Raw genomic sequence first — 24547 nt, forward strand, 5'->3', positions numbered from 1 at the left:
AAGGCGGTGGATCGTCACAAGGAAGCCAAGTGGGTTCAACCCTTCCCGCGGGCCCGGACGCGGCTTGGACCGCGGGCAGGATGTTAGTCGATGTCGTCTGGCGCGTTCGCGCTCAGCGCACCGGCGCGGCCTGCGAGCCCAGCTGCTCGCGCAGGATGCGGCGGATCTCCAGGATCGCCAGCGGGTTCTCCTGCACGCTGTGCGGCGACGCGATCACCAGCTCCGACGCGGCGCCGTCCAGGTGCGCGCTTTCGTAGGGAACGATGCCGTCGCTCGAGAGCGCCTGCGCCAGGCCCGGCGTGTCGTTGCCGATGATCGAATGAAAGCGCACGCGCGGGTTCATCGGCAGCCCCGACGACAGCCGCACGAAGGGGTCGCGGTCGCTCAGGTTGTCGATGCTGTTGGGAATGCGCAGCGGCCCCGTTTCCTGCTTGCCGGGCGCGATGCGGATCAGCTCGCGCGAGATGTCGCCCAGCTGGCCCAGCATGGTGACGGGCAGCGTGATGAGGTTGGCCACCCAGCGCGCGATGCGGTTGTTGGCGAACGGCGTGCCGCGGTGCGGCGCGGCGATGAAGATGGCGTCGCTCACCTGCGGCAAGGGCTCGAAGCGCAGGTAGGGCGACAGCCGCGTCTCCACGCGCTCCTGCTGCGCCGCCTTCATGGGGTAGCGGTCGAGCAGGGCGTCCCACAGCTTGTCCTCCGACGAGGACACCATGAGCCGCGACAGCACGCCGCCCATGCTGTGGCCGATCAGCGTGATGCGGTTCGAGGCCACGGCCTTGCCCGTGGGGTCGAAGTGCGCGAGCGTCTGCTCCAGCGCCTGGCGGATCGCCAGGTTGTTCAGCGGCAGCGGCGCGTTGGTCGGGTAGTACACCTGCCAGACCTGGTAGTGGCGGCGCAGCGTCTCGTCGCCCAGCACCTCGTTGGCCACGTTGATCCACGCCTCGGGGCTGCTGGCCAGGCCGTGCAGCATGACGATGGTGCGGCGGTCGGGGTCGTAGGGCTGCATCAGGTAGATGCGCGGCTGCGTGAGCCCGTCGGGGCTGCCCAACAGGCTGCGCAGCGCCTGCAGCGCGAAGTCGGAGCGGGCCAGCCACAGCCCGTAGCCCGAGGTGAAGTTGGCCGCCAGCGGCACCTCCTGCCCGGCCAGCTGCAGGGTGGCGGTGCGGTACGGGTCGTAGGCCGCGATGCGCAGCGTTCGCGTGTGCAGGATCTCGTCCAGGGTGTTGCCGTCGAACAGCAGCAGCGCGGTAACGGCGGGGAACGGGGTTTCGCGGTAGGGCGGCGGGGGCGGGCGCCTGTCGTTCGCGTCGGCCGGCGCCTTCGGCTCTTCGTACGTCCGCTTGCTGGCGGCCGCCACCAGCTCGGCCCCGAAACCGTCGCGCCGGTAGGTGTTGCGCAGGCCCGAGAAGGTCAGCGATGCGGCGGGGATCAGCTCGTCGGGCAGGGCCGCGTCGGCGGGCAGGCGCATGGCCGTCATGTCGGTGCCGATGCGCCAGCTGCCGACCTGCGGCACCTGCGGCTGCGTGGGGTCGTTGGAGCCCGGAGAGCCCGCAGGGCCGGGAGCGCCGGCACGCTGGTAGCTGCGGTACAGCCCGGTGATCGCCTGCTGCACCGCGTAGTTGTAGTAGTCGCGCACCTGCGTCTGGCGGTCTTCGAAGGCACGGTCGCGCGGCTTGCGGGCCGTGAAGAACAGGTAGGCGTAGGCGTGGCGGGCGGTTTCGAGCCAGGCCTCGATGGCGGCGTCGGCCGATGCGGGCGCGGCCGCGGTGCCGCCCTTGTCCGCGGCCAGCGCCACCTGCAGCCACACTTCCGACAGGGCCGACAGCCGTTGCTCGTCGCTCAGGCCGGGCGAGCCGGCCAGCGCGTTGCGGCAGGCGGGGCCGTCCTTGCGGCAGAGGTCGGCGTCGGTGCCGATCACGCGCAGCACCTCCTGCGCCGAGGTGCTGAGCGTGCCGGTGGTGAGCACGTCGCCGCGGCGCTGCGCGAGGTACTCGGCCGGCGAGATGGAGCCCACCTTCACGCCCGCGCAGCCGGCCAGCAGCACGGCGGCGCACAGCAGCGCTGGCAGCGAGAAGGCGCGCACGGGGTTCATTGCGCGGCCTTGGCGTCGGCGGCCGCGCCGGGCAACCCCTGGCGGATCGCCTGCGAGAAGCTCGCGGCCGGTGCCCTGTCGGCGGCGATGGCACGGTCGGTGATGCGGCCGGCCGCGCGCAGCGCTTCCAGGCTCTGGCCCGGCGTGAGGCCGCCCACGTCGTAGAGGTAGTCGGGCAGGTAGCCCGACGCCAGCAGGCGGTAGTCCATCGGCAGGCCGGGCACGATGCGCTTGGCCAGGGCGTACACGATGGTGGTGCAGTTGGCGGTGAGCGTGTTGTAGAAGCTGGGCGCGCGCACCAGCGACGCGCCTTCGTCCAGGTAGGCCAGGAACAGCGAGCGCATTTCCGCCTGCGGCAGGCGCACGCGGTACATGTAGACGTCTTCGCCGCGTACGTTGGTGCGCACGCGAACGATGTCGTGCTCGTCGGCCGCCACCAGGCTGGTCTCGAACTGCTTGAAGAAGCCGCCGATGGACGAGAAGCTCTCGCCGCGCTCCTTGCGGATCTCGATGGAAAAGGTCAGGAACCGGCCGTCGTCGAAGCCGAAGGACACCAGCGTGTGGGCGATGGCGGGGCCGGTCCAGTAGGACAGCGCCACGTCCACCGAGCGCAGGCGATCGAGGTCGTAGCGGCGCGTTTCCCAGCGTGCGGTGTAGTCGGTGTCGCTGCGCCAGTCGAAGTTGCGCACGTTGTCCAGGGTGACCACGCTGCCGTCGACGCGCGAACTCACCTGCCGCGCCACGTCGTCGGCCCACACGCGGTTCTGCGACGGCAGGATGGTGCCCCACCAGCCCAGCAGCAGCGCAAAGCCGACGGCGTAGGAGAGCAGGGCGCGCGGGGCCCGGCCGCGCCACAGCAGCGCGATGGCGGCCAGGCCGAAGGCAGCCCACAGCACGCCTGCGCCGACCTTCACGGCGGCGGGGCCGGGCAATTGGTACCAGAGCGCAAGGCAGGCCCACAGCGAGGTCAGCAGGACGGCGAGCGAGACCGCAAGGCGGCCGGTGACACGCAGGAGCGTTCGGATCATGGAAGGTGCAGAGGGTCTGCGAAGCGGGAGACCCGTGAGCTTACGTCGCCGTCGCGATGCCCTTGCCGCCCCGGGGTCAGAGCATGTAGGTCACGAGCTTGAAGTCCGGGTCTTCCGCAAAGGACTTCACGGTGAACCCCAGCCTGCGCACCAGCTTCAGCATGTCGGGGTTGGTGGCCAGCACCAGGCCGTCCATCTCGGCCAGGCCCTTGTCGCGCGCCACGTCGATGATGCTTTCCATCAGCCGCGAGCCGATGCCCTTGCCGCTGAACTCGTCGGCCACCACCAGCGAGAACTCGCAGCTGGTCTGGTCGGGGTTGGTGATGTAGCGCGACACGCCCACGATGCGTTCGCTTTCCAGCACCGTGCCCTCGGGCGAGACGCTGCGCTCCAGCACCACGGCCACCAGCGCCATCTCGCGGTCGTAGTCGATCAGCGTGAAGCGCGACAGCATCGACGGCGGCAGCTCGTGGAAGCGCGAGACGAAGCGAAACCACCGGCTCTCGGGCGACAGGCCCTGCACCAGCGCCTGCAGCATCTGCGCGTCGTTCGGATGCACCGGCCGCACGATGTAGGTGCCGCCGCCCGACATCGGCCACTCGCGCCGGTAGCGCGCCGGGTACGGCATGATGGCCAGGTGCTGGTAACCGTGGGCCGAGCTCCCGGAGCCGCCCGCATAGCCCGTATTGCCCGCCACCGCCTGCGTGCTGCTGGCCACCACGATGCGCGCATCGACCGACACGGCGCCGTTCTCGTCCACGATGATGGGGTTGATGTCCATCTCGCGCAGCTCGGGCAGCTCGCACACCATTTCCGACACGCGCAGCAGCACGTCCTCGAGCGCCTCCATGTCCACTGCGTTGGCGCCGCGCCATTCGCCCAGCGTCTGCGCCACGCGCGAACGCTCGATGAGCCGGCGCGCCAGGAACTGGTTGAGCGGCGGCAGCTCCATGGCGCGGTCGTTCAGCAGCTCGATCATGGTGCCGCCCGCGCCGAACACGATGACCGGGCCGAAGGGTTCGTCGGTCACCATGCCCACGTAGATTTCGCGGCCGCGCCGGGCGCGCACCATCTTCTGCACGGTCACGCCATTGATGCGGGCATCGGGCGCGAGCCGTGCCACGCGCTCCATCATCTCGATGAAGGTGTCGCGCGCACCGGTGCCGTTCAGCACGTTGAGCGCCACGCCTTCCACGTCGGACTTGTGCGCGATGTCGGGCGAATCGATCTTCAGCGCCACCGGAAAGCCCAGCTGCGTGGCGATCATCATGGCCTCGTTGGCGCTGCGCGCGAGCAGCGTGCGCGTGATGGGAATGTGGAACGACGACAGCAGCGTCTTCGACTCCATCTCCGTGAGCACATTGCGCCGTTCGGCCAGCACGCTTTCGATCAGCAGGCGCGCGCCTTCGATGTCGGGCTTGGCCAGCGCCGACAGCGGCGGGGGCGTCTGCTGCAGCAACTGCTGGTTCTGGTAGAAGGCCGCGATGTTGCCGAAGGCGCCCACCGCGGCCTCCGGCGTGCGAAAGCTCGGGATGGTCGCGTCGGCCAGCACCGCGCGCGCCTGGCCCACCGACGAGTCGCCCATCCAGCAGGCCAGCAGCGGCTTGTTCATGGGCCGCGGAATGTCGGCCAGCGCCTTGGCCACCGCGCCGGCATCGGCGCCGGGCTTGGGCGAGAAGATGGCGAGCACGCCGTCGACCTGGCTGTCGGCCGAAGCCGCGTCGATGGCGGCGCGGTAGTGCGCGGGCAGGGCGTCTTCCGACAGGTCGATCAGGTCGGCCAGCGACGCCAGCGGCGGCAGGGTGGGCAGCAGCAGCTTCTGCGCGGGCGCGGAGAGCTTGCCCAGGTCGAGCCCGATCTCGTTGATCCAGTCGGCCGCCAGCACGCCCGGCCCGCCACCGTTGGTGACCACGGCCAGCCGCTTGCCCACCGGCCGGTAGCGCGAGGCCAGGCACTTGGCGGCGGAGAACAGCTCGACGAAGGAGCGCACCCGTACCGCGCCCGCGCGGCGCAGGGCCGAGTCGAACACGTCGTCGCTGCCCACGATGGCGGCGCTGTGCGTCTGCGCGGCCTCGTTGCCCGCGGGCTTGCGCCCGGCCTTGAGCACCACCACCGGCTTGGCATGCGAGGCCGAGCGCAGTGCGCTCATGAAGCGGCGCGCGTCGTCGATGCCTTCCAGGTACAGGATGATGCTGTGCGTGTCCCGGTCGTTGGCCAGGAAGTCGAGCACCTGCGCAATGTCGACCGAGGTGTGCGGCCCCAGCGACACCACGCTCGAGAAGCCCACGCCGTTCTGGCGTGCCCAGTCGAGCATCGATGCGGTGAGCGCGCCCGATTGCGACACCAGCGCCAGCGGGCCGGACCTGGCCAGCGGTCCGGCCACGCTGGCGTTCAGGTGCAGCAGAGGACGCTGAAACCCCAGCGAGTTGGGCCCCAGAAGATGAACGCCTTCGCGCCGCGCGATCTTGCGCCACTGTGCCGCCTGGTCGGCGCCGATGCCGCTGGAGATGACCACCGCTGCCGTGCAGCCGATGCGGCCTGCAATTTCCAGCGCGGCCGCCACGTCGCGCGGTGCCAGCGCGATCAGCGCCAGGTCGGCATGGGTCTGCGAGAGTTCTTCGAGCGTGCCCTTGGTGCGCACGTCCAGGAAGCGAAGGGTGCCGTCGAAACGGTCGGCGCGAAAGGCCTCGCGCAGGGTGCGGCCCGCGGGCGTCTGGCCGGCCGGATCGTCGGCATGGCCGACGAAGGCCACCACGGAAGCGGGCGCGAAAAGCGGATTCAGAAAATGCTTGTCCATCCCCCAAGTCTGCACCGTTCGGCCGGCGCTGTGCAGGCTGGCGCGTCCCCTGGCGAGCGGTGGCGGCTGTCATGACGAACTCACCGGGCTTGGCTATAGTGAAGCTTCCATGCAAAAACGTATAGGCGTGATCTTCGTCTCCCGGCGAAATTCATTGCGCAGCATCCTTGCCGAAGCGTGCCTCTCGCACCTCGACCCGAAGCGGTTCTCGGCATCTTCCTGCGGGCAGCCCGGCCATGTGAGGCAGGAGTTTCATCCGGCAGCCCTCGGCGCCTTGCACAGCGCGGGCATTCCGGTTCCCGTTCATGCACCCCGCAGCTGGGATGAGCTGGCGCGTTCGAGCAGCCCCAAGGCGGACTTCATCATCACGCTGGACGCGGCCACCGAGGCGCGCCAGCCCCCGTGGCCCGGCCAGCCCGACGCCGCGCTGTGGGCCTACCCGGACGTGGCCGCCGGCGACGATCCCGGCAAGCTCGCGCACGACGCGGTCCAGCTGCTGTATTCGCTGCGGCGCCGGCTCGAACTGCTGGTGAGCCTGCCGCTGCACGGCGGCGACCGGGCAGCGGTGCGCTCCGACGTGCGGGACCTGGGCTACCTGCGGTAGCCGGCTTCAGCGCGGCTTTTGCACGGCATCACCGCGGTGTGAAAGGCCGGCGCAGCCAGCGCGCTTCGGTGTCGCCGACGGGCGCTTCGATGGCGCGCTCGGGTACTTCCCAGACGACGGTGCGCGGCGGGTTGTTCACGAAGGCCTCACTCGCGAAGTAGCGCTGCGCGGCGCCCGCGAAGTCGCCGCCGTCCACCGCAAAGTCGGCCACCAGCGCGCGGCTGGCCAGCTGCAGGAACGGCAGAAAGTTGCCTCGCCGCGAGAACGACGTGCCGATCAGCACTGTGGAAGGCACGGCCGCCGCGCCGAACAGGTCGGTGCTGTCGTTGCGTGTTTCCACCACCGACTGCGTGTCGGTGTCGGGCGCGGGCCGCAGCGACGCGGGCAGGCCGTCGATGCCGGCCAGGTGCACCAGGTCGCCCCACACCGCATGGCGCTGGCGCGACACGACGACCGAGGGAACGGGGTCGCCTTCGAGGGCATGCATGCCTTGCAGGCGCTGTGCCACGGCATGCGCGGCGAGCCAGCTGCCGTGCTCGCTCCAGTGCGTGTCGGTGTGCAGGAAAGGCGAGGGCGACGCACCCGCCAGCACGGGCGACAGGTCGAGCGCTTCGACGCCCGAGGCCTGCAGCTTCGCGGTCCAGCCGCGCACCCGGGCGTCCAGCTCGCTCGGGCGGCGCAGCGCGCCGAGGTGCGCGCTTTCGATGCGGCTCTTGTCCGGCACAACGACCACGAGCAGCGCGATGTGCCTGTGGTCGAGGGCGCGGGCGATGTCCGACACCGCCTTGGCACGCACCGCCGCGTGGGCCGCGCGATCGCGGTGAACCCGCAGTTCCTCGTCGAGGAACAGCCAGTTGTCGTCGCCCCGTTTCACCTCCGGCCCCAGGTCGCGCAGCACCAGCCAGTTGGCCTGGCGCTGCCAGCGTGCGAGGGCGTCGGTGAGCGGCGTGGTCACGAGCGTGCGGGTCAGTTCGCGGCGGGCGGCGGCGTCGTCGAGCAGCGAGGCGTTCACGCGGTGCAGCACGCCGCCCATGTTCGGCGAGGTTGCGACGAAGGCCGCGCCCAGGGCCGCGAGCAGCACCGCTGCGCTGGTCCAGCGCAGGAAGGCTCGCAGCCGTCTGGAGGGTCGGGAAGGACGCGCCATCGTCAGAACTGGAAATAAAGGAAGGGCACCGTGCCGCGGCTCGCCACCAGCGCCAGCGACAACAGGAACCCGGCGACGGGCAAGAAAGTGGCCGCCACGGCGCGCACCCCGCCCGCAGGGCAGCGACGCGTGACGAGTGCCGGGGCCACGACCCACGCCATGCCCAGCACATAGGCCAGCACCACCGGTGCGCGCAGCATGTTCGACAGCGCCGCGCCCAGCGCCATGCCGTGCAGCCCGAACTGCCCGCCCAGCATGGCGCCCGCCGTCGCGAGGTCGGGCGAGCGGAACAGCGTCCAGCCGAGCATCACGAACAGCAGCGTGGCGGCATGCGCCAGCGGCGCGGGCAGGCGTGGCCCGCGGCCGCGCCACAGGTGCACCACGCTCAGCGCCGCGCCATGGGCCAGCCCCCAGTACAGGAAGTTCCAGCTGTCCGCGCCGTGCCAGAGCCCGCCGATGCCCATGGTGAGCATCAGGTTCGCCACCGTGCGGCCGTTGCCGCGCCGGCTGCCGCCCAGCGGCACATAGAGGTAGTCGCGCAACCACGACGACAGCGAGATGTGCCAGCGGCGCCAGAAGTCGGCGACGTTGCGCGCGAGGTACGGCGCGTGGAAGTTCTCCGGAAAGCGAAACCCCAGCATCGCCCCGATGCCGATCGCCATGGCGCTGTAGCCCGCAAAGTCGAAGAACAGTTGCAGCGTGTAGGCCAGGCAGCCCAGCCATGCATCGACGAAGCTGGGGTCGGCCGACGCGAACACCTGCTCCACCACCGGCGCGAGCGTGTCCGCCACCAGCACCTTCATCGCCATGCCGATCATGAAGCGGCGCGCGCCCTTGGCAAAGCCCGACCACCGCATGGACCGGTGCGCGAGCCGCTGGCGGATCCAGTCGTAGCGAATGATCGGCCCTGCGACCAGGTGGCCGAACATCGCCAGGTAGGTCGCGAAATCGATGGGGCGGCGCTCGGCCGGAAACTTGCCGCGGTAGATGTCGACGAAGTACGAAATCGCCTGCAGCACGGTGAACGACAGCCCGATGGGCAGGGCGATGCGCTGCCATTCGATGGGCATGGCGCCTGTGTGCACGAGGCCCGCGCTGAAGGTCTCGACCACGATGTTGGCGTACTTGAACCACGCGAGCACGCCCAGGTTGAGGGCAATCAGCCCGGCCGTCACCGCCTTGCGATGCGGCCCGGCCCGCTCCACGAGCAGCCCGCCCGCCCAGGCCAGCGCCGTCAGGCCGATGAAGAGCAGCAGGAACAGCGGGCTCCACCAGCCGTAGAACAGCCAGCTGGCCAGCAGCAGCAGCGTGTTCTTCGCGCGCGCCGGCGTCAGCGCATACAGCAGCAGGAACGCCGGAAAGAAGACCGAGAGGAACTCGAGCGACGCAAAGACCACGGCCGGTCAGCGCGCCACGCGGTCCTGCAGGCCCATCAGCCGGCTGCCCTTGCCGGCGGGAACAAGAAAGACGCTGTAGCGCTGGCCGGCCTGCAGCGAGCCCAGGTCCACCGTGCCGTCCACCGCGCGGCCGTTGCAGGTGGCCTGCACCACCAGCTTTACCGGGTTGACGGCGCGGCGCGCGCTGGCGAGCGCGGCCTGGTTCTCGAAGATGGCCGCGCCCGCCTGGCTCGCGGCCAGCAGGCCCGCGGTGCAGCGCGCGTCGGCGTTGTAGAAGGCCAGGGAGGCGCGCAGCGGGTCGAACTGCGGGGGCGCCTCCGTGAAGCTGGCACCGGCCAGGGTGCCGTCGGCCTCGGGCCATGCCACCGCCGATGCAGAACCACCGGCAGTCACGCGCAGCGAGATGGCAAGTTTCTTGCCGCCGAGCTGCCATTGGCCGGTGACGGGCGCGTCGGAGCGCGCGGGCAGGTAGTCGGTGACGGGGGCCGTGGGCGGCACCGCGAGGCTGGCCTTGCCGGCGCCGCCGCTCTGCACCGTGAGCGGCTGCGTGCCCGCGTTGACGAAGCGCACCAGCGCAAGGTCTTGCGAGGGGCCTGTGTCGTACAGCCGGGGCGCTGCCGCGCCGGACGCGAAGGGCAGCAAGGCGCACAAGGCCGCCAGCAGCGGCAGGCCGGGTCCGCGGCTCATGGGCGCGCAGCGCCGGCCGCGTTGGCGCTCGGCAGCGGCAGCCGCATCACCGCCTTGGCGATGCCGTTGCCCCAGGCGCGGTAGCCGTTCGAGCTGAAGTGCTGCCCGTCGACGGTCGGCCACTGGCCGCGCGTGGACATCTCCAGCGAATCGATGTAGGTGCAGGGGCCCACGTTGGTTGCCAGGAAGCGGCTCATGAGCTCGGCGCGCGCATAGGTCTTGCCATACTTGCCGCCTTCCTGTCCCCAGGCCGGCCCGACCCACGCGCAGCGGGTGCCCGTTGCGGCGATGGCGCCGGTGAGCGTGCTCACCTGCTGCCACACCCAGTTCATCGGAAAGTCCGGCTGCTTGTAGGCGGCCATGGTGTCGCCCAGCACGACCAGCACCAGGTCGGGGTGCTCCGCCTTCACGAGCTGCGCCACCGCCGTGGTACGGCCGGTGCTGCTGGTGGTGGGCGCGCGGTTGCCGATGCGCTCGGCGCCGCCGCAGGTGCCGGGCTTGGACACGGTCCAGTCGTAGGGCAGCACGCCGCACACGCCGATCGAATGCACCTGCGCACCCTGGCGCTGCAGTTCGTCATGCAGCGACGACATCAGGTAGCTGGGTTGTGCGAGGTGGCTGTCCCCGATGACGAGGATGGAAAGACCGGCCAAGGCCGCTGCGAGTGACACCGATATCCCTTTGGTTTCTGAGGCCGGGGAAATGTACCAGTACCCGCAAACGCCAGGCGGCCGGGTCGCCACGCACCGGCCGGCGTACCGGCACCCCGAGGCCGGGGCAACGAAAAACGGATAAGCAAACGCGAAATCCGGCGTTCCGCATGCGCGGCGTTGCGCGCCCAATCGGCGCTTTCCTTCGCTTTGCGCCGCACCTTGTCCGCCATCCAACGACCTCCCTTGCGCCTCGGCTTCTTCAGCCGCCTGCTCGACGACACCAGCGCGGCCGAGCGCTACCGCCTCGTGGCCGCGCAGATCGCCCATGCCGAGGCCTTCGGCTTCGATTCCGCCTGGGTCGCGCAGCATCATTTCCATGAACACGAAGGCGGCCTGCCGTCGCCGTTCGTGTTTCTTTCGTACGTGGCCTCGCGCACGCGGCGCATCCGCCTGGGCACCGGCATCGTCACGCTGCCGCTGGAGAACGCGCTGCGCGTGGCCGAGGACGCCGTCGTGCTCGACCTGCTCTCGGGCGGCCGGCTCGACGTGGGCGTGGGCACGGGCGGCACGCCCGAGTCGTTCGCGGCCTTCGGGCTCGACGGCAACGACCGCCCGGCGCTCTTCGCGCGGCAACTCGACGCGGTGCGCGCCGCCTGGGCCGGCCAGCCGCTCGCCGGCGGCGACACGCTGTACCCCGCGGGCGCGCAGCTGCTCGACCGCATCTGGCAAGCCACCTTCTCGGTGAGCGGCGGCACGCGAGCGGGGCAGGCGGGCGACGGGCTGATGCTGTCGCGCACCCAACCGCGCCCGGTCGATGCGCTCGACGCCACGCTCGCCGACATCCAGAACCCGATCGTCGATGCCTACCTGGCCGCGCTGCCGGCCGGCAGGGCGCCGCGCATCGTGGGCTCGCGCAGCGTGTTCGTGGCCGACACCCGCCAGGAGGCGCTGCGCCTGGCCGACATCGGCCTGCGCCGCTCGGCCGCGCGCTTCGCCGCGTCCGGACAGGCCGGCCTCGCGGACCGCGCCGGACCCGACGCCACGCTCGAGCAACTGATTGCCGCATACGACGTGCACGTCGGCTCCCCCGACGACGTGATCGCCTCGCTGCGCGCCGACAGCACGCTCGCGCGCGTGACCGACCTGGCGTGCCAGGTGCACTCGGTCGATCCGCCGCACGCCGCGATCCTGCGCTCCATCGAACTGACCGCCACCGTGGTCGCGCCGGCCCTGGGCTGGGCGCCCGAGGCTGCAAAGGCGCCAGACCCCCAACCCGTTTCACTCCTCGAGGCCGCATGACCGCCGTTGCATCTTCCCCCGCTCCCGACGTGATCGACCAGCTGGTCGGCATCGCGCCCGGCGATTCCATCGACCGGCTTCGCGTGCAGCGCGAGCAGGCGCGCATCAACGCCCAGCAGAGCTACCTGTCGCTGTTCGCGCCCACGCCGCCGGTGTTCGGTCATTTCGACATTGCGGACCGGTTCGCGGTGGCTGCCTTCGTGACCGGCCTGCATGGCCAGGCCGACGTGGCGCGTTTCTATGCCGATCAACTGGACGGGCAGGGCGCACGCGCCGGCGTGGCCGATGCCATTGCGGCCGAGGTGAAGCTCGGTGCCACGCAAGGCCCGTACGGCCGCTACCCGGCCGGCCGACTCAGCGCCGAAGACACGACCGGGCCTTTGTACGCAGTGAGCGATGCGCACCGTGAAGTGCTCGGCGCCCGGCTCTCGGCGGCCTTGGTGCATGCGCACCTGCTGGTCTTTCATCCGCGCGATGCGAGCCCTGCCGCGTTGCAGACCCTGCTCGATGCCGGCTGGCGCAGCACCGAGATCGTGACCCTGTCGCAGCTCGTCGCCTTCCTCGCGTTCCAGATCCGTGTCGTCACCGGTTTGAAGGCGCTGTCACAACGTCCCGCAGTCCACATCGATTGAACCCCATGACGACCGAATCGACCCTGACCCACGCCGGCAATACGCACCCCACGGCCTTCACGCAGGCGCAGCTCGAATGGCTGCCCTGGCTGGCGCCGCTGCCCGAGGCCGAGCTGACAGAACGCCACTTCGCGGGCCTGGTGGACGCCGCGCGTGCCAAGTCGCCGTACTTCCGCCTGCTGGCGCGCGACCCCGACATCCTGGGCGCGCGCACGCGCACCGACAAGGACATCTTCTACAACCCCGAGGCCGGCCTGCCGCGCGCCGAGCGCGAGCTGTCGGCCGCCGCGGCCTCGCGCTACAACGGGTGCATCTACTGCGCGTCGGTGCATGCGCGCTTCGCCTCGCATTTCTCGCACCGCACCGACGACGTGCAGCGGCTGCTCGATGAAGGCGTGAATGGCGTGAACGGCGAGCTGGCCGGGCTGGGCGAGCGCTGGAACGCGATCGTCGCCGCGTCGGTCGCGCTGTCGTCCACGCCTTCGACCTTCGACGGCACGCACATCGACAGCCTGCGCGCGCAGGGCCTGGACGACCTGGCGATTGCCGACGTGATCCATGGCGCGGCGTTCTTCAACTGGGCCAACCGCTTGATGCTGTCGCTGGGCGAGCCGCAGGAAAACGTGCCCGCGACCTGAGCGCATCCCAAGCCGGGCGGCCGGGCGCGCCCGGCCGCAACGAAGGTCGCATTTGTTCATGCGGTTTTCTTCGTTCCGGGTGAGCACTTCCGTTTCTAGACTTCGTGGCTTCATCGTCGAGCGGCTTCCTCGCTCGCTCTCCGGATCGCCGCATGACCTCCTCGAATTCCCTCGACCGCCGCCAGGTCGGCCTCGGTCTGGCCGCGCTCGCCCTGGACGGCGGCCGCGTGGTGCGCGGCCAGTCCCTTGCAGAACCTGTTCTTCCATGAGTTCCATCGGCACCGACATTCCCCTGGGCGCGCACGCCCTGCGCGCCCCAGCCGGCGTGCGCAGCGCCCCGGCGTCTTCATCCATCGGCAGCCGCATCGCCATTCGCGGCCTGAGCCGCCGCTTCGGCCGCTTCACCGCGGTGGACAACGTCGACCTGCAGATCGAGCCCGGCGAATTCGTCACGCTGCTCGGCCCAAGCGGCAGCGGCAAGACCACGCTGCTGGGCGCCATCGCGGGCTTTGCGGCGGTGGACGAGGGCGACATCCTGGTGGACGGCCGCTCGGTGCGCGGCGTGCCGCCGTACAAGCGCGGCTTCGGCATGGTGTTCCAGCACTACGCGCTGTTTCCGCACATGACGGTGGCGCAGAACGTCGGCTTTCCGCTGCGCATGGCGGGCCTGGACCGCGACCAGAGCGCGCGCCGCGTCGGCGAAACATTGGAGCTGCTGCACCTGGGCGAGTACGCCGGGCGGTTGCCCGCGCAGCTCAGCGGCGGACAGCAGCAGCGCGTGGCCATTGCGCGCGCCATCGTGCGCCGCCCGCGCGTGGTGCTGATGGACGAGCCGCTGAGCGCGCTCGACCGGCGGCTGCGCGAGGCCATCCAGATCGAGATTCGCGCGCTGCACCGCACGCTGGGCACCACCATCGTCTTCGTCACGCACGACCAGGGCGAGGCGCTGGCGCTGAGCGATCGCATCGCCGTGCTGGACAAGGGGCGCATCGTGCAGGTCGGCACGCCGGGTGCGCTGTACCGCGAGCCCGGCAACGAGTTCGTGGCGCGCTTCGTGGGCGAGTCGAACGTGCTCGATGCACGGGTGCTGCGAGTGGAAGGCGGTGCGGCTGTGCTGCAGGCCGGCGAAGCCCCCAGCTTCGAGGCAAGGCATGGCGGCACGCCTTTGGCCGCGGGTCAGCAGGTGAAGGTGCTGGTGCGGCCCGAGCGCGTGTCGCTGGTGGCCCCGGGCACTGCGGGCGCATTGGCGGCCACGGTGGAATCGACCGTGTTCCTCGGCGAGATCCTGCGCATCGACGCCGCCTTGCCCGGTGGCGGCAAGGTGCAGGTGCGTTGCCTCGACCCGCGCAACGCCCGCCCGCCCGCCATCGGAGAAACCGTGCACCTGGCCTGGCAGGCCGGCGATGCATGGGTGCTGGCGTGAGCACTGCAGCCGTGAGCGCGGGCCCGCGCGGGGCGGCCCGCGTCAACCTGCGCAACCCCGCGTGGCTGCTCGCGCCCGCGCTGCTGTTCTTCGCCTTCTTCTACGTGCTGCCGCTGGCCGACCTGCTGCACCTGAGCGTGGCGGGCGAGGCCGGACTCTCGTACTACGCCCGGGTGTTCGAGGTGCCGCTGTACCGGGAGTCGCTGGTGCGCAGCTTCGGCATCGCGGCGGCGGTGGCGGCGCTGTGCGCGCTGTTCGGCTACCCGACCGCGCTGCTCATCCACCGCGCGCGCGGCACCTGGAAGCTGGTGCTGACGGCCGCCGTGGTGCTGCCGTATTTCATCTCGGTGCTGATCCGCACCTACTCGTGGATGGTGCTGCTCGGGCGCAACGGCCCCCTCAACAAGCTGCTGGTCGGGCTCGGCATCGTCGATGCGCCGCTGCCGCTCATCTTCAACCGCGCGTCGGTGCTCATCTCCATCGGCGCGGTGCTGCTGCCGCTGATGGTGCTCACCGTGGGCGGCAGCCTGGCGCGCATCGACCCGCTGGTGCAGCGCGCGGCCACGGCCAGCGGGGCAGGGCCGCTGGCGGTGTTCTGGCGCGTGCTGTTCCCGCAGACGCTGCCGGGGCTGCTGGCGGGCGTGCTGCTGGTGTTCATCTCGGCGCTGGGCTTCTTCATCACGCCGTCGCTGCTGGGCGGTCCGGCCGACCAGATGTTCGCGATGCACATCACGCAGCAGGCGGACTTTCTGGCGAGCGGCGGTTTTTTGCAATCGCTGGCCGCCGTGCTGCTGGCGGTGACCTTGCTGGTGGTCGCGGTGGCGGCGCGCTTTCTGGGGCTGGAGTTCATCTGGGGCGGGCAGCGGGCGAGCAGGCCCAGCCGTGGAGCAACGCAAGGCGCCGTCGCTTCATGGCGGCGCGCCGTGCTCGACCGCGCCGCCGACCTGTTCGGCTGGCCGCTGCTGCGCGCGCTCGGCGCGGTGCCGGCGTGGCTCGGGCGGGGAGTGTCGGGCGCGCTGGCGGCCGTGGCCTTCCTGACCTTGCTGCTGCCCATCGCCATGGCCGCGCTCATCTCGTTCAGCGACTCGGCCTACATGCGCTTTCCGCCGCCCGCGTACTCGCTGCGCTGGTACCAGAAGTTCCTGTCCGACCCGGTGTGGATGTCCTCGCTGGGCACCTCGGTCGCGGTCGGGCTGCTGGCCACCGCTATCTCGGTGGTGCTCGGCACGGCGGCCGCGTTCGGCCTGGTGCGCTCGTCGCTGCCGGGCAAGACGGCATGGATGACCTTCCTCGTCAGCCCGCTGATCGTGCCGGGCGTGGTGCTCGGCCTGTCGCTGTACAGCCTGTTCCTTCGCGCCGGGCTGGCGGGCAGCATTCCCGGGCTGGCCGCGGCGCACGCCATTGGCGGCATTCCGCTGGTGCTGGTGATCGTCGCGGCCAGCCTGCAGGCGGTGGACCTGCGCCAGGAGCAGGCCGCGGCCGTGCACGGCGCGTCGCCGCTGCGCGTGTTCTGGTTCGTCACGCTGCCGGCCATTCGACCGGGCGTGCTGGCGGCGTCGTTCTTCGCGTTCCTGCATTCGTTCGACGACCTGGTGCTGTCCATGTTCCTGAGCGGCGCGCGCATGACCACGCTGCCGCTGCGGCTGTGGGGCAACGTCAACTACAAGCTCGACCCCGTGCCGGCGGTGGTGGCCACCTTCGAGGTGGCGCTGATCGTCGTCGGCCTGTTCCTCGCGCGCTCGGCCTGGGGGGCGCGCAAGCGCAGTTGAGGCGCCGAGCCACGCCATGTCCTTTTGTCATCCGAAGAAAGAAAGCATCCGCATGAAGCCATCGAATCCCCGTCCGCTGCAGACCCTGCTTGCCCTGGCCATCGCGCTCGGCAGCGCCTGCGGCGTCGGCCCGGCCTGGAGCCAGTCCAAGGAAGTCGTCACGCAGGACCCGGGCGGCACCTACGGCGAGAACCTGCGCCGCCTGGTGTACGACCCCTTCACCAAGGACACCGGCATCAAGGTACTGACCGTGCAGGAGGCACGCGGCGGCCCGCGCGTCAAGGCGCAGGTGGAGGCCAGGCGGACCGAGTGGGACCTGAGCTTCATCTTCGACCAGGAGGTGCGCCAGCTCGACCCCTACCTGGCCGAGATCGACTACAAGAAGCTCTCGCCCGAAGCGCAGAAGACCGTGGCGTCGCTGCCCAAGGAGGCCGTGCGTCCCAAGGGCGTGGCGCTGCAGGTCATCGGCGTGGCGCTGGTCTACAACAAGGAAGCGTTCCCGTCGAAGAAGTACCCCAGGACCTGGGCCGACTTCTGGAACGTGAAGGACTTTCCGGGCAAGCGCTGCCTGCCGCAGTGGTCGCGCTTCGTGTTCGAGTCGGCGCTGCTGGCCGACGGCGTGCCGGCCGACAAGATCTACCCGGTGGACTTCGAACGCGCGCTGCGCAAGATCGCCGAGATCAAGCCGCACGTGGTCAAGTGGTGGCTGACCAATTCGCAGGCGCCGCAACTGCTGCTCGACGGTGAAGCTTCTGCCTGCCTGTCGTACACCGGCCCGGTGGCGCGCCTGAAGAAGGAAGACGCCAACGCGCCGCTGGAACTGACCTGGGACCAGGCCTTCACCTACTACGACTTCTTCTCGATCCCGAAAGACGCGCCGCACCACGACGCCGCGCTCAAGCTGCTGTCGTACCGCCTGGACGCCGAGCGCGCCGCCCGCGTGGCCGAAGCCACCAGCGTGGCGCTGCCGTCGCCGCGCGTGTACGCCGCGGCCGACCCCAAGCTGCGCGACTACTGGACCAACAGCCCTGAAGTGGAGAAGAAGGCCATCAAGTGGAACGCCGACTTCTGGGGCGCCAAGGCACCGGACGGCACCACCAACGAGGAATACGCGCAGCAGAAGCTCAACCAGTTGCTGGCGCGCTGACCACCGGCGTTGTCAAGGAAAGGCGCGCGGCCGAAACGGCGACGCGCCTTTCTTGTTCACTCCAGCGTGAACCCGATCTTCAGCGACACCTGCCAGTGCGCCACCTTGCCCTCGACCACATGCCCGCGCGTCTCGGTGACGGTGAACCACTGGATGTTGCGCACCGTTTCGTGCGCCTTGGCGATGGCGGTCTGCACGGCGTCTTCGATGCCGGTGGGCGACGAGCCGGTGAGTTCGAGGGTCTTGTAGACGTGGTTGGACATGAGCGGGGTCTCCTTCAGGGTTGATGGGCCAGGGGCCCGGAAAACATCGTAGTCCTGCCGCTGCCTTTGCGCGCCTCAGTGCACGAACCCGCCCTTGACGAAGCGCACCGGCTCGGCGTCCATGCGGGCGATGAGCGCGCCGAGTCCGTCGGGCGGCAGGGGCAGGGGCAGGGGTTTTGAATCGGCGCGCGCCGGCGAGTCGGTGCGGCACAGCAGGTCGTCGTCGCTCCATTCGCCCTTGCCGCGTGTTCCGGGCTGGCCGCGCGCGCGCAGCCAGCCGTCGCGGTCGACGATGAGCTGCGTGCCGGCCAGCCTGTCGGTGGCCGCGACGAGCGAGAAGGCCGACCACGCGGCCGGCGCGTCGGCCACGCAATCGCCGGCTTGCGCATCGCCGGCTTGCGCGTTCGGCTGCAGGAACACGGTGACCATGCGCGGGTCTTCGAGCGGCCGCTCGCCCCCGGCCGCCACGATGCGCAGGCGCTGCCCGCGCCAGCTGCTCAGCATGCGCTGCGGCTTGCCCTTGCACTGCACGGCCATGTCGGGCGGCGCGATGGGCCGGGTCCAGAGGCCGGCGGCGCGCAGGCTTTCGCCGGCGCCCTGGGCCTTCATGAAATCGATCAGCGCCCAGGCGTCCGCGTCGCGCAAGGTGGCGCCGAAGCCGGGCATGGTGAGGGCGCCGTGCCGGCCGCGCACGCCGTTCAGCACGTGCCACAGCACGTCGCCGTCGGCGCGCCGCCACAGCAGCGGGCCGGCCAGGTTGGGCGGCCACACGGGCTGCGCGGCCGCCAGCGGCCCCTGGCCCTTGCCGTCGGTGCCGTGGCAGGCCGCGCACTGCGCGGCATACAGCGTGCGGCCCCGTTCGATGCTGGCGGCGGTGAAGCCCGTGGGCGAGTGCTGGAAGCTGGTCGGGTATGCGTTCACCAGCACCACGTTGGCCTCGGGCCAGGGCGCCAGCACCACGAGCAGCGTGGTGAGCGCCACCAGCCACGGCCGGCGGCGGCGCCAGAACAGCGCCAGCAGCAGCACGAGGCCAGCGGCGGCGAGCACCACCACCGTCAGGCCCAGGCGCCTCGCCTGGCCCAGGTCGATCAGCAGGTTCTCGCCCGACAGCCGGTGCGCCCAAGGCCAGGCCGGCTGGCCGTGGGCTTGCACGACCAGGCCCAGCGCATCGAGCACGCGCAGCAGTTGCAGTTGCGTCCCCTGCAGCAGGCCGATCAGCAGGTTGAGCCAATCGGCCTCGGGAACGCTGCTCATCTCACCAGGTGGCGTCGAGCCCGAGGTGCTTCAGCGCCTCGTGCCGAAGCGCAGCCAGCCGCGCGTCGCCGCGGTGGCGCGGGTAGGGCAGGTCGACCACGATCTCCGCCGCGATGCGTGCCGGCCGGTCGCTCAGCACGATCACGCGGTTGGCCAGGAACAGCGCCTCCTCCACGTCGTGCGTCACCAGCAGCGCCGAGAAGCCCGCGCGCTGCCACAGGTTGACCAGCTCGCTCTGCATGGCGATGCGCGTGAGCGAGTCGAGCTTGCCCAGCGGCTCGTCGAGCACCAGCAGCTGCGGGTCGTTGACCAGCGCGCGTGCCAGCGCCACGCGCTGCGCCATGCCGCCCGACAGGTGGTGCGGGAATGCCTTGGCGAAATCGGTCAGGCCCACGAGCTTGAGCGCCTCGTCGACACGGCCGCGCTGCGCCTTGAGCACGCCGCGCGCCTGCAGGCCCAGCGCCACGTTGTCCCACACGCTGCGCCAGGGGTAGAGCGTCGGGTCCTGGAACACGACGATGCGCGACGGGTCGGGGCGGGTGATGGCCTGGCCGTCCTGCGTGATGGTGCCGGTGGTGGCGGGCTCCAGCCCGGCCACCAGGCGCAGCAGCGTCGACTTGCCGCAGCCGCTGGGCCCCAGCAGCGCCACGAACTCGCCGGGCTGCACCTGCAGGTCGATGCCGTCGAGCACCTGCAGCACGCCGCCGGACACCTCGAACCAGTGGCTGACGCCGCGGATGTCGATGTGCGCGCCCTTGGACCTCGTTGTCGCGGCGTCGGTCGGCGCAGGCGCGGGGGGAAGCACGGCGTTCACCATTTGACGGTACCTTTCTGCCACGACAGCACGCGGTCGCGCACCTTGAACAGCAGCGTGATCAGGCCCGAGCACAGCGCGGCCATGACGAACAGCGCCGCATACATGTTGGCGTAGGCGGCCCAGCCCTGGGCCCACTGCAGGTACCAGCCCAGGCCGGCCTTCACGCCCATCATCTCGGCCGTGATGAGCACCGAGAACGACGCGCCCAGGCCCATGAACAGGCCCACGAACACCTGCGGCAAGGCCGCCGGAATGGCCACGCGCAGCACCAGGAAGCGCTCCGACGCGCCCAGCGTGCGCGCCACGTCGTAGTAGCTCTTGTGGACCGAGGCCACGCCCGACCAGGTGAGCACCGCCACCGGGAAGAAGGTGGCCAGCGCCACCAGGAACACGGCCGCCACGTAGCTCGAAGGCGCGAAGAAGAAGGCCAGCGGCAGCAGCGCCGACGCGGGCACCGGACCCAGGAAGCGCAGCAGCGGATGCACCCAGTACCCCGCGATGCGCGACCAGCCGATCAGCACGCCCGTGACGAAGCCGACCAGCGCGCCCAGCACGAAGCCGTTGGCCAGCAGGCGCAGCGAGTACGCGGTCGACAGGCCCAGGCGCTGCCAGTCTTCGTTGACCACGTCGATCAGGCTCTGCGGCGGCGCGAAGAAAGGCGAGGGCAGCACGCCGAGCTTGGCGGTGGTGGCTTCCCACACGGCGAACACCAGCGCCAGCGCCACCAGCCATTGGCCGGCCGGGCGCAGCGTCTGCGTGACCTTGCCCGCGCGCGAGCCGAGCACCGCGACCACCAGCAGCAAGGCGGCCACCACCAGCGTGGCAATGCCGAATTCTTCGGTGAAGGCCCAGTCGCTGAAACCCACCGCCTTGTTCGGCCACAGCAGCGTGAGCAGGCCCAGCGCGAGCCAGGCGGCAGAGGCGAGCAGGCCGGTGGCCCAGATGCCGGTGGGGGCGGCGGGGCGCAGCACGGCGGTGTCTGCGGCCTGGGGCGAGGCAGTGGGTGCGCGTTGCGGGCGTGGCGCGGTCGTGACAGGCGCATCGCCGTGCCGCCCCAGCGGCGCATCGAGGAGTTGTTCGGCGGTCGTCATGCGAGCACGTCCAGCGAAACCTGGTTGGCAAAGCGCGTCACGTCGGTGCTCTTCTTCAGGATGCCGGCGTTGCGGAAGTCGGTGGCGAAGGCCTCGACCTCGTTGCGCAGCGCCTTGCCCGCGGGATGGTGCTTGTAGGTGAGCTCGGCCAACAGCTTCTGCAGGTCTTCCAGCGGCACCTTGGGGGCGTACTTTGCATAGATCCTGGCGGCCTCGTTCGGGTTTTCCGACACGTAGTCCGAGGCCTGCGCCAGCGCGCGCACCACGGCGGCGGCGCGCGGCTTGTCGTTGCGCGCAAACTCGCCGCGCGCGCCCACGATGCAGCACAGCCGCTCGGCGTACTCGCCCTTGGCGCTGTTGGCCAGTTCGGTGAACACGCCCGGATTGCGCTTCTCGATGAGGAACACGTTCGGGTCGCCGTCGGCAATCACCTGGATCTCGCCCTTCTTGACGGCCACGTCGAGCAGGTCGGCGGGGTACACGCGCCAGTCGACGTCCTTGTCGATGTCGATGCCTTTCTTGGCGAGATGAATCGCATAGAACTGCCGCGCAGGGCTGTTCTGGTCGGACACGCCGATGGTCTTGCCCTTGAGGCTGGCCACGTTCGAGGTGACGCCCGCCGCCTTGGCGCCGATCAGCCGCAGGCAGCCGCCGTGCACGCTGCCCACCACCTTCACGTCGAAGCCCGCCTCCAGCGGCTTCACCCAGCGGTGGATCAGGCCCACGCCCACGTCGGCCTTGCCGGTGGCCAGCGCCTCGAGCATCTGGTCGGACGAGCCGGCCCAGTTCAGCAACTCGACGTCGAGCCCGTTCTTCTCGAAGAGGCCGCGCTCCAGCGCCACCGGCACGGGCGCGAGGCAGAAGCCGGCCTGGCTCCATGCGAAGGTGAGCTTGCGCGGCTGCGACCAGGCAGAGGCGCCGAGCAGGGCCGCGGAGCCGACCACGGCGGCTGCGGCACCGGCCTGCAGCACGCCGCGGCGCGAGGGCGGCAAGTGATCGGAGGGAACGTTCATCGGAGCTTCTCCACCGGGAATATTGGAAGCCCGCAGTGTTGGCGCGCCTCCCCGCGCCAACAACGAATGAATCCGGCTATGGATATGCGCGCAGCTACTTTCCGGCGGCGCCGAAGCTCTCGACCAGGAATGCGACCACGGCCTGCACGCGCGCCGTGCGGCCCTTGCGGCTGGGCACCAGCAGCGTGACCGGGGCACTGTCGAACTGCCAGTCGGCCAGCACGCGCACCAGCGTGCCGCGCGCCACCGCCTCGGCCGCGTCCCATTCGGAGCGCAGCACCAGGCCCATGCCTTGCTCGGCCCACTGGCGGGCCACGGCGCCGTCGTTGGTCACGTAGGCGGGCGCGATGCGCAGCGTCTCGCGGGCGGCCGCGCGTTTGGCCGTGGCCTGGCCGGTGCCCTTGCCCGAACGGGCAGACGCCCTGGCTTTCGCCGCACGCAGGTGCCACAGCGTCACGTCTTCGTCGTTCTCGCGGATGCAGATGCAGTCGTGCCCCATCACGTCGCGCGGGGCGCGGGGCGTGCCGTGCAACCGCAGGTACTCGGGGCTGGCGCACAGCCAGCGCTCGTTGGCGCTCAGCGTGCGTGCCACCCACGACGAGTCGCGCACCGCGCCGATGTGGATCACCGCATCGGCGTCGTGCCGGTCGGGCCAGGGTGTCTCGCGCAGGTCCAGCTGCATGTGCAGGCCGGGGTGCAGGCGGGCGAAGCGCACCAGCATCGGCGCGATGTACTGCCGGCCGTAGCCGAAGGGCGCGGCGATGCGCAGCGTGCCGGTCAGGCGCTGGTCGTCGCGCTGCATCGATTCGCGCAGGCCTTCGATCTGGCCGAGCAGCGCGGCGGCTTCGCGCGCGAAGCGTTCGCCCTCGGGCGTGAGGGCCAGGCGCCGCGAGGTGCGGCTGGCCAGCGAGAGGCCCAGCGTGGCCTCCAGCTTGCGCAGCCGCATCGACAGCGCGGGCGGCGTGACGTCGAGCGCACGGGCCGCGGCGCTGAGGGAAGGCTCGCGCAGCAGGGCCGCCGCAAGCTGCATGTCTTCGATCTGGATCATTAACTTGTGCTTAACGATTGATGAGCGCGCATTGAAGCACAACCAGGGTCTTGAAACGTACAGTCCGTGCTCATGCACACACCCACCGCCATGCAAGACCGCCCGCACAGCCACGCGTCATACCCCCGCGCCGTGCTGTTCGACCTGCTCACCGCGCTGCTCGATTCCTGGACCGTGTGGAACGCCGCCGCCGGCTCCGAAGAGAAAGGCCGCGCCTGGCGCGCCGAGTACCTGCGCCTGACCTACGGCTGCGGCGCCTACGTGCCCTACGAGCAGTTGGTGAAAGACGCCGCGCGCAACACCGGCATGGCCGATTCGGCGCCCGACGCGCTCGAAGCCCGGTGGCACACGCTGCCCGTGTGGGACGGCGCCCGCGCACTGCTGCTGGCGCTCAAGCCGCACTGCAAGCTGGCGGTGGTCACCAACTGCTCGAAGCGGCTCGGCCACCTGGCGGCGGCGCGGCTGGACATCGACTGGGACGTGGTCGTCACCTCCGAGGAGGCCGGCTTCTACAAGCCCGACCCGCGCCCCTACCAAATGGCGCTCGACCAACTGGGCGTGAAAGCCGCGGACGCGGCCTTCGTCGCCGGTTCGGGCTACGACATGTTCGGCACCTCGGCGGTCGGCCTGCGCACCTACTGGCACAACCGCGTGGGCCTGTCGCTGCCGCAGGGCGCGCCGTCGCCCGAGCTGCAAGGCGACACGCTCGCACCGGCGCTGCCGTGGCTGCAGTCGTTCGGGAGCAAGGCGTGAAGCGGGCCGCGCTTCTTCGCGGCCTGCTCGCGCTGACGGCCGCGCTTGCGTTGCACGCGCCGGTGCCGGCGCAGACGAATGCCTTCCCGCAGCGCCCCGTGACGTTGATCGTTCCCTTCCCGCCGGGCGGCCCGAGCGACGCGCTGGCGCGCGGCTTCGCGCTGCACATGGGCAAGCAGCTGGGGCAGGCCGTCATCATCGAGAACGTGGCGGGCGCGGGCGGCACCATCGGCCTCACCAAGGTGGTGAAGGCCGCGCCCGACGGCTACACGCTGGGCTTCGGCACCATCGGCACGCACGTGGCCAACGTGGCGCTGTACAAGAAGCTGCCCTACAACCCCGAGACCGACTTCGTGCCCGTGGGCCTCGCGGGTTCGGCGCCCATGCTGCTGCTGGCGCGCGCCGACCTGCCGGCCAGCAACCTGAAGGAATTCGTTGCCTGGCTGGGCACGAACAAGGCGAAGGCCTCGTTCGGCAGCGCGGGGGTGGGGTCGATCTCGCACTACGGCTGCGTGCTGCTGCTGTCGTCGCTGAAGCAGAACGTGGCCCACATTCCCTACAAGGGCGTGGCCCCGGCCATGAACGACCTGATGGGCGGGCAGACCGACTTCATGTGCGACCAGACCACCACCGCGCTGCCGCAGGTGGCCGGCGGCAAGATCAAGGCGCTGGCCGTGCTGTCTTCGACGCGGCTGCCGCAGCTGCCGAACGTGGGCACGGCCGCCGAGGCGGGCTTTGCGCTCGACGTGCGCGCCTGGAACGCCGTCTTCGCGCCGCGCGGCACGCCCGAGCCCGTGCTGCAGAAGCTGCGTGCCGCACTGGCCGGCGCCGCCGCCGACCCCGAATTCCGCAGGCAGATGCAGGCCGTGGGCGTGGACCTGCCCAGCGCCGATGCGCTGCAGCCCGCGGCCGTGTCGGCGCTCATCGCGCGCGGCTTGCGCGACGATGTGCCCGCGCTCAAGGCCAAGGGCGAGTACCTGGACTGATGGACGACT

General features: G+C 70.7%; 22 protein-coding genes. 9 read left to right on the forward strand and 13 right to left on the reverse strand.

Going from position 1 to position 24547, the window contains the following annotated elements:
• Positions 1–112 precede the first annotated feature (112 nt).
• The 3 genes from AC0IYU_RS00915 to AC0IYU_RS00925 form a co-directional block, all read right to left on the reverse strand.
• On the reverse strand, positions 113–2095 hold the full coding sequence (locus tag AC0IYU_RS00915; RefSeq protein ID WP_472111901.1) for an esterase/lipase family protein: 1983 nt from the start codon (positions 2093–2095) through the stop codon (positions 113–115).
• Positions 2092–3123: an Lnb N-terminal periplasmic domain-containing protein gene (locus AC0IYU_RS00920; RefSeq protein WP_472111903.1), complete on the reverse strand. Its 1032-nt coding sequence runs from the start codon at positions 3121–3123 to the stop codon at positions 2092–2094. The genes AC0IYU_RS00915 and AC0IYU_RS00920 overlap by 4 nt, the downstream gene beginning before the upstream one ends.
• A gap of 76 nt (positions 3124–3199) precedes the next feature.
• Positions 3200–5920: a bifunctional acetate--CoA ligase family protein/GNAT family N-acetyltransferase gene (locus tag AC0IYU_RS00925; protein WP_472111905.1), complete on the reverse strand. Its 2721-nt coding sequence runs from the start codon at positions 5918–5920 to the stop codon at positions 3200–3202.
• A gap of 109 nt (positions 5921–6029) precedes the next feature.
• Here AC0IYU_RS00925 and AC0IYU_RS00930 point away from each other — a divergent pair, with 109 nt between their 5' ends.
• Complete coding sequence (locus AC0IYU_RS00930) at positions 6030–6524, forward strand: arsenate-mycothiol transferase ArsC (protein ID WP_435486871.1); 495 nt, start codon at positions 6030–6032, stop codon at positions 6522–6524.
• Between the two features lie 28 nt (positions 6525–6552).
• Here AC0IYU_RS00930 and AC0IYU_RS00935 read toward each other — a convergent pair whose 3' ends face one another.
• Genes AC0IYU_RS00935 through AC0IYU_RS00950 form a run of 4 tightly spaced genes read right to left on the reverse strand, consistent with a single transcriptional unit; the run spans position 6553 to position 10423 of the window.
• On the reverse strand, positions 6553–7668 hold the full coding sequence (locus AC0IYU_RS00935; RefSeq protein ID WP_472111908.1) for an alginate O-acetyltransferase AlgX-related protein: 1116 nt from the start codon (positions 7666–7668) through the stop codon (positions 6553–6555).
• 2 nt (positions 7669–7670) lie between these two features.
• Positions 7671–9065 (reverse strand): MBOAT family O-acyltransferase, encoded by a 1395-nt coding sequence (locus tag AC0IYU_RS00940; RefSeq protein WP_472111910.1) that lies wholly within the window; start codon positions 9063–9065, stop codon positions 7671–7673.
• Positions 9066–9071: 6 nt separating this feature from the next.
• A complete protein-coding gene (locus AC0IYU_RS00945) occupies positions 9072–9752 on the reverse strand; it encodes a cell division protein FtsQ (protein ID WP_472111912.1) in 681 nt (226 codons plus the stop codon).
• Positions 9749–10423, reverse strand: a complete 675-nt coding sequence (locus tag AC0IYU_RS00950) for an SGNH/GDSL hydrolase family protein (RefSeq protein WP_472111914.1) — start codon at positions 10421–10423, stop codon at positions 9749–9751. Before AC0IYU_RS00950 ends, AC0IYU_RS00945 begins: the two co-directional genes overlap by 4 nt.
• Before the next feature lie 201 nt (positions 10424–10624).
• Between AC0IYU_RS00950 and AC0IYU_RS00955 the strand changes: the two genes are divergently transcribed.
• From AC0IYU_RS00955 to AC0IYU_RS00980, 6 genes are all read left to right on the forward strand, one after another.
• A complete protein-coding gene (locus tag AC0IYU_RS00955; protein ID WP_472111916.1) occupies positions 10625–11704 on the forward strand; it encodes a putative FMN-dependent luciferase-like monooxygenase in 1080 nt (359 codons plus the stop codon).
• Positions 11701–12336, forward strand: a complete 636-nt coding sequence (locus AC0IYU_RS00960; protein ID WP_472111919.1) for a CMD domain protein — start codon at positions 11701–11703, stop codon at positions 12334–12336. The genes AC0IYU_RS00955 and AC0IYU_RS00960 overlap by 4 nt, the downstream gene beginning before the upstream one ends.
• Before the next feature lie 5 nt (positions 12337–12341).
• Complete coding sequence (locus tag AC0IYU_RS00965; protein WP_472111922.1) at positions 12342–12974, forward strand: alkylhydroperoxidase domain protein; 633 nt, start codon at positions 12342–12344, stop codon at positions 12972–12974.
• A gap of 265 nt (positions 12975–13239) precedes the next feature.
• Positions 13240–14397, forward strand: a complete 1158-nt coding sequence (locus AC0IYU_RS00970) for an ABC transporter ATP-binding protein (RefSeq protein WP_472111924.1) — start codon at positions 13240–13242, stop codon at positions 14395–14397.
• On the forward strand, positions 14394–16166 hold the full coding sequence (locus tag AC0IYU_RS00975; protein ID WP_472111926.1) for an ABC transporter permease subunit: 1773 nt from the start codon (positions 14394–14396) through the stop codon (positions 16164–16166). Before AC0IYU_RS00970 ends, AC0IYU_RS00975 begins: the two co-directional genes overlap by 4 nt.
• A gap of 52 nt (positions 16167–16218) precedes the next feature.
• Positions 16219–17313 (forward strand): ABC transporter substrate-binding protein, encoded by a 1095-nt coding sequence (locus AC0IYU_RS00980; protein ID WP_472111929.1) that lies wholly within the window; start codon positions 16219–16221, stop codon positions 17311–17313.
• A 56-nt stretch (positions 17314–17369) separates the two neighbouring features.
• Here the strand turns inward: AC0IYU_RS00980 and AC0IYU_RS00985 are convergent, their stop codons facing one another.
• The 6 genes from AC0IYU_RS00985 to AC0IYU_RS01010 form a co-directional block, all read right to left on the reverse strand.
• Entirely contained in the window at positions 17370–17576 is a 207-nt protein-coding gene (locus AC0IYU_RS00985) for a dodecin (RefSeq protein ID WP_339090707.1), read from the reverse strand.
• A gap of 75 nt (positions 17577–17651) precedes the next feature.
• Positions 17652–18830 (reverse strand): c-type cytochrome, encoded by a 1179-nt coding sequence (locus tag AC0IYU_RS00990; RefSeq protein ID WP_472111932.1) that lies wholly within the window; start codon positions 18828–18830, stop codon positions 17652–17654.
• Between the two features lies 1 nt (position 18831).
• Positions 18832–19647, reverse strand: a complete 816-nt coding sequence (locus tag AC0IYU_RS00995; protein ID WP_472111934.1) for an ABC transporter ATP-binding protein — start codon at positions 19645–19647, stop codon at positions 18832–18834.
• Positions 19641–20738 (reverse strand): ABC transporter permease, encoded by a 1098-nt coding sequence (locus AC0IYU_RS01000; RefSeq protein WP_472111937.1) that lies wholly within the window; start codon positions 20736–20738, stop codon positions 19641–19643. The genes AC0IYU_RS00995 and AC0IYU_RS01000 overlap by 7 nt, the downstream gene beginning before the upstream one ends.
• The gene (locus tag AC0IYU_RS01005) at positions 20735–21751 is read right to left on the reverse strand and encodes an ABC transporter substrate-binding protein (RefSeq protein WP_472111940.1); all 1017 of its coding nucleotides are present in this window, start codon (positions 21749–21751) and stop codon (positions 20735–20737) included. Before AC0IYU_RS01005 ends, AC0IYU_RS01000 begins: the two co-directional genes overlap by 4 nt.
• A 94-nt stretch (positions 21752–21845) precedes the next feature.
• Positions 21846–22799: a LysR family transcriptional regulator gene (locus AC0IYU_RS01010; protein ID WP_472111943.1), complete on the reverse strand. Its 954-nt coding sequence runs from the start codon at positions 22797–22799 to the stop codon at positions 21846–21848.
• Between the two features lie 72 nt (positions 22800–22871).
• Here AC0IYU_RS01010 and AC0IYU_RS01015 point away from each other — a divergent pair, with 72 nt between their 5' ends.
• Together AC0IYU_RS01015 and AC0IYU_RS01020 are read left to right on the forward strand one after the other, a co-directional pair.
• Positions 22872–23552 carry an HAD family hydrolase gene (locus tag AC0IYU_RS01015; protein WP_435486887.1) on the forward strand — a complete coding sequence of 227 codons (681 nt, stop codon included), beginning with the start codon at positions 22872–22874 and terminating at the stop codon, positions 23550–23552.
• Positions 23522–24538, forward strand: a complete 1017-nt coding sequence (locus AC0IYU_RS01020; protein ID WP_472111946.1) for a tripartite tricarboxylate transporter substrate-binding protein — start codon at positions 23522–23524, stop codon at positions 24536–24538. The genes AC0IYU_RS01015 and AC0IYU_RS01020 overlap by 31 nt, the downstream gene beginning before the upstream one ends.
• Positions 24539–24547 lie beyond the last annotated feature (9 nt).

The sequence above is a fragment of the Variovorax sp. AC103 genome (assembly GCF_979254005.1).